Origin of the sequence: Flavobacterium laiguense (assembly GCF_003097655.1) — a bacterium.
GTDB lineage: Bacteria > Bacteroidota > Bacteroidia > Flavobacteriales > Flavobacteriaceae > Flavobacterium > Flavobacterium laiguense.
On sequence record NZ_QCZH01000043.1, the window covers coordinates 1 to 4,012 of the forward strand.

6 protein-coding genes are annotated in these 4,012 nt (G+C 32.1%); all 6 read right to left on the reverse strand.

From position 1 onward, the window contains the following. Positions 1 to 148: 148 nt before the first annotated feature. The 6 genes from DB891_RS17225 to DB891_RS17250 all read right to left on the reverse strand — a co-directional run bounded on the left by DB891_RS17225 (position 149) and on the right by DB891_RS17250 (position 3,642). On the reverse strand, positions 149 to 1,093 hold the full coding sequence (locus tag DB891_RS17225) for a plasmid recombination protein (RefSeq protein ID WP_116725976.1): 945 nt from the start codon (positions 1,091 to 1,093) through the stop codon (positions 149 to 151). A gap of 309 nt (positions 1,094 to 1,402) precedes the next feature. Beyond that, positions 1,403 to 1,684, reverse strand: coding sequence for a Txe/YoeB family addiction module toxin (locus DB891_RS17230; protein WP_116764813.1), 282 nt, complete (start codon positions 1,682 to 1,684; stop codon positions 1,403 to 1,405). After that, on the reverse strand, positions 1,660 to 1,869 hold the full coding sequence (locus DB891_RS17235; protein ID WP_116725978.1) for a DUF2683 family protein: 210 nt from the start codon (positions 1,867 to 1,869) through the stop codon (positions 1,660 to 1,662). Before DB891_RS17235 ends, DB891_RS17230 begins: the two co-directional genes overlap by 25 nt. A gap of 48 nt (positions 1,870 to 1,917) precedes the next feature. After that, entirely contained in the window at positions 1,918 to 2,124 is a 207-nt protein-coding gene (locus tag DB891_RS17240) for a hypothetical protein (RefSeq protein WP_116764814.1), read from the reverse strand. A 221-nt stretch (positions 2,125 to 2,345) separates the two neighbouring features. Further along, entirely contained in the window at positions 2,346 to 2,699 is a 354-nt protein-coding gene (locus tag DB891_RS17245) for a MerR family transcriptional regulator (RefSeq protein WP_116764815.1), read from the reverse strand. Beyond that, positions 2,692 to 3,642, reverse strand: a complete 951-nt coding sequence (locus tag DB891_RS17250) for a replication initiation protein (RefSeq protein ID WP_116764816.1) — start codon at positions 3,640 to 3,642, stop codon at positions 2,692 to 2,694. The genes DB891_RS17245 and DB891_RS17250 overlap by 8 nt, the downstream gene beginning before the upstream one ends. Positions 3,643 to 4,012: the final 370 nt, after the last annotated feature.

Here is a 4,012-nt window from a genome sequence, read left to right on the forward strand (position 1 = left end):
AAAAAAAACAAAAGGGGAAAAATAGCTGGAATGAAAAGAAAACAAAAAAACAAAATTTGAAGCTAGGAGAAGAAACACCAGGGCCCGGGCGATTTTTTCGTAATATGTTGATAGCTAAATAGTTATGTATTTTTAAAGACGCTGTTTTTCATCTACTTGGACGATGCCCTCTATTTTTCTTTTCCCCACTTTTTTCTTCAGCTGAAGTTTTTCCATGAAAAATATCCGGATTATCTCTAGTGCCTTTTAATTTCCATAGATTTTTCTTTTCAGAATGACGCCTATCCTCTTCTTTTTTCAGCTCTACCTCTTTTAAAGCCAAAATTCGTTGTTTTTCTAAAATCTGACCCTGAACTATGTTTTTAGCAATATCATCGCCCAAAGAGGCTAAAACAGTTCTTAATTCGCCTATTTCGTGATTAGTTTGTTCGACATACTCTTTTGTTTGATTTTCAACTAAAGTGCCTCGAAACAATTCCAAGCCAAACTTTTTACCTCCATCATAGCGTTGCGTTAGATGTTCAAAATAATCATTTTGCAAACCCCTTAATTTTTCCCTACCACCAGTATAATCTCTTGTATTTAGACGACTTTCAGTTCGCTCTCCAGAACCTTTTGTGTTTTTCCACTTTACTGTTTTCTTCTCGATCGGCACTACAATTATATGCACATGTGGGTTGCTTTCGTCTAAATGAGAATAAACCGCAACAACAGAATCTTTACCGTGTCTTCTCTCGAGCCATTGCTTTGTATTACTGACAAATCCATCAAAATTGTAATTGTCCCACGCTTTTTTGTCATTGATTCCAACAACGTATTCAATGGCTAAATTGGAATTTGATTTTATCCCTTTAACCTCATTAATTTTAAGTCTTTCTTCTATAGCTTCAGCTAGAGTAGTTTCTTTTTTTCCTAGATAATCTTCATGATTTTCTAAAATATATTCTGCTTTGATAAAATTATCATTCCGTTTTTCCAAAGGAACATTCAAAGGATATTGCTCTTTGGCTTCATAACGCCTGGCGTTATGAATATCGGTGCTGCTAATATCTGCAGCGGATAAATTTCTTGCTCTGATTAATCCAAATGCCATAGTCGTGATTTTTAAAAGTTATTCCTGGCGCAGCCGAAAGCCTCGCAGAGTTCCCTCTGAAAAGAGCCCAGCACAAAGCCTAACATACCGATAGGGATGTGGCTTTGTATAGCGGGTACATATACAAAGCTAAAAAGGCTTATTTTATTCACCAAACTTAATACTTTTCCCCTTTTGTTTTTTTATCAAAAAGGAAAAAATATTTTAAAATTATAAGAAACAAAAAATAGGATTAAAAAGGCAACTGTGACACCCTTTACACATTATTAAATTTCCCGAAAATAATACTTCTTTCTTCCTCCCTTTAGTTTATTTATCTCCGTAATGACTAGATAATTCAATGATAGAAACTAAAACAAGTTCTTCACTAATCTCATAAATCATCCTATCTTTTTTGTTTATTTTTCTGCTCCAATAACCTGTTAGTTGATATTTCAAAGCCTCGGGTTCTCCAATTCCTGTTTTTGGATGTTCTTCTAATTCTAATAGAATTTTTTCTAATTTTTTTATAGTTGCTTTATCTCCAGATTTATATATTTTTCGGAGTTGATCTTTAGCAATATCTTCTATTTGAATCCTAAACTTCCCCATACATCAGTAGTATCTATTGTTGTGAAATTGCCGTCTTTTCTCTTATTTAAAATTCTATTTACAAATTCAGGATTGTATGGTGTTTCTTCTTCTTTTGTTTCAAAAAGCATCCCCATTTCCTTTGCCAATTTTTTTAAAAGAGACAATTGGGTTTTATTTTTAGGGTGTAATATAATTGCTTCCATAGTGTTATAATTTTTACAAAGTTAGTTTATTTTCTCATTTTTTGAGAATCAAAAAGGGAAGCTATTTTCTTCTAGTTGTTTTTGCAGAAGGTCACCCAACCTTATAGCTTCTTCTTTTTTATTTACTTTTTTTTGCCCTGTAGATTTATAGCTTTTATAGCTACTATATTCAGAAAAAGGATTGCCTGATTCTATTTCAAACTTTATCATTTCATCTATTTCTTTATCTGAAAATTTTAAATTTGCTGTTTTCATAATTTTATATTTTAAAGTTGATTTGTATAACTTAATACCTTCCCCTACGTAATACTTTATTTTCAGTACCAAAGTTACACTTGGTACACATTATTTACCCTATTATGACACTCTGTACACATTTATTTTTTTCAGTAGATAATTTATTTTTTAGGGAGTATTAAGTTATACAAATCAGTTCCATGAGTATTTTATTTTCAGATTCATTATCTCCCACTATTTCATTCCTCAATAAATTTTTTGTTAGTAATAGCGAGTAAAAGCAATTCCATTTGTCGTTCCTTGCTAGACATCGATTTTCTATAATATTCCAGATGTTTTAAAAGAAATTCAGCATGTTCTTTTAAAAAGGGATATTCAGATAATCGTTTATGAAATTCCTGATATTCTTCTTTAGTAAATTCCTCGACAACCGTATTGGATTCACTCTCTAGATATTCAGATTTTAATACCTCTAGCATCTTTTCAGATACTTGATATGCCCCTTTTTCCATAGAGAAATAGCTTTTTAGATACCTCTCGACAGTTCTGTCGGACACCCCTAAGATTTCAGCAACGTCTTTAAGTTTATACATAGCCTTTTTTCTTAAAAATACCAGCCAAATAAGCGGGCTTGTCGGCTATTACTTTCCCCTTTTGGATAGCTTCTAAAAGGTTGTTTTTTTCTTCTACAAATTGCTTCCAATATTTAACCGCCCACAATTCCGCTAAATCGTCCCGAATACCTATAGCCTGTATATTTGCAATCTTCTGGAGAAGTTCACCGTTTTTCTTTTGCTTTTCCAAATCAACATTAAAATCAATTTCCATCTGCAGTTTAGGTTTTGCGAAACCACAAAAAAGCTTTATTGTATCAAAAGAACGCCCTTTAACTTTTAATAATTCATAATCAAAAACAATATCGGTATGTTCGTTTATTTGCCTTTTTGCTATGTCTAAAACTTGCTTTTTAAACATAGTAATCTCAGAATACTGTTCTTTTTCTTTCCCTTTAGGGTCTTTTAACCCTAACATTTCTTTGAGTTCCCCGATGCTATAAGTATGCCCTCCAGTACCACGCCATTGACAAGCTAAAGAATACAATCTTTTAGCGTGTTTTGAAGTGCAGGACAGCACCGATTTTAATTCTAAAAGGGTATAATTATTTTTCAACTCGAAGAAGTAAGGGCGAGCGGGTTCGTTTATAACCATATCAAAACTGCCAGTCCCATCTAAATATTTAATTTCCGAAAATAAAACTATTTGTCGCAGTCCGTCCTCTTCCTCAATCTTAAAAACCCTAGACATCATTTCTTCGTTTGACTCTAATAGTTGTTGATAGTTCCATTTACGACTCGTAATCAATTCTATATCTTTAACCCTTATATTATAACGTTTTTTAGGAGCGTCAGTATCTTCAATACAAGCCAACAACATAAATAAAACATCCAATTGACAAGCTGAATAATCAGTACGGCCAGAAGTAATTGTATTATGTTGCTTAATTTTCTTCTCAGGGGTAGTTTTTTGTAGTTCCATAAAGCAAATATAGCAAAACGAACTAAAAAAAATAACATTATTTTTAGATAATTATTTTTCGCTTATAAAAAGTTCGTTTTCGCTTATAAAAAGTTCGTTTTCGCTTATAAAAAGTTCGTTTTCGCTTATAAAAAGTTCGTTTTCGACTACCTTAACCACTGTTTTTACTGGGCTTCCCGAATGCCTAAATTATTTAAATCTTTTTAAAGTTTTTAAACAGTAGCGTGTGCGAGGAAATTTGTCTTGTTTTTTTGGTATTTTATTTGGTTGGAGTGGAGAAAAATTTTCAACTGAAAAAAAACAAAAGGGGAAAAATAGCTGGAATGAAAAGAAAACAAAAAAACAAAATTTGAAGCTAGGAGAAGAAACA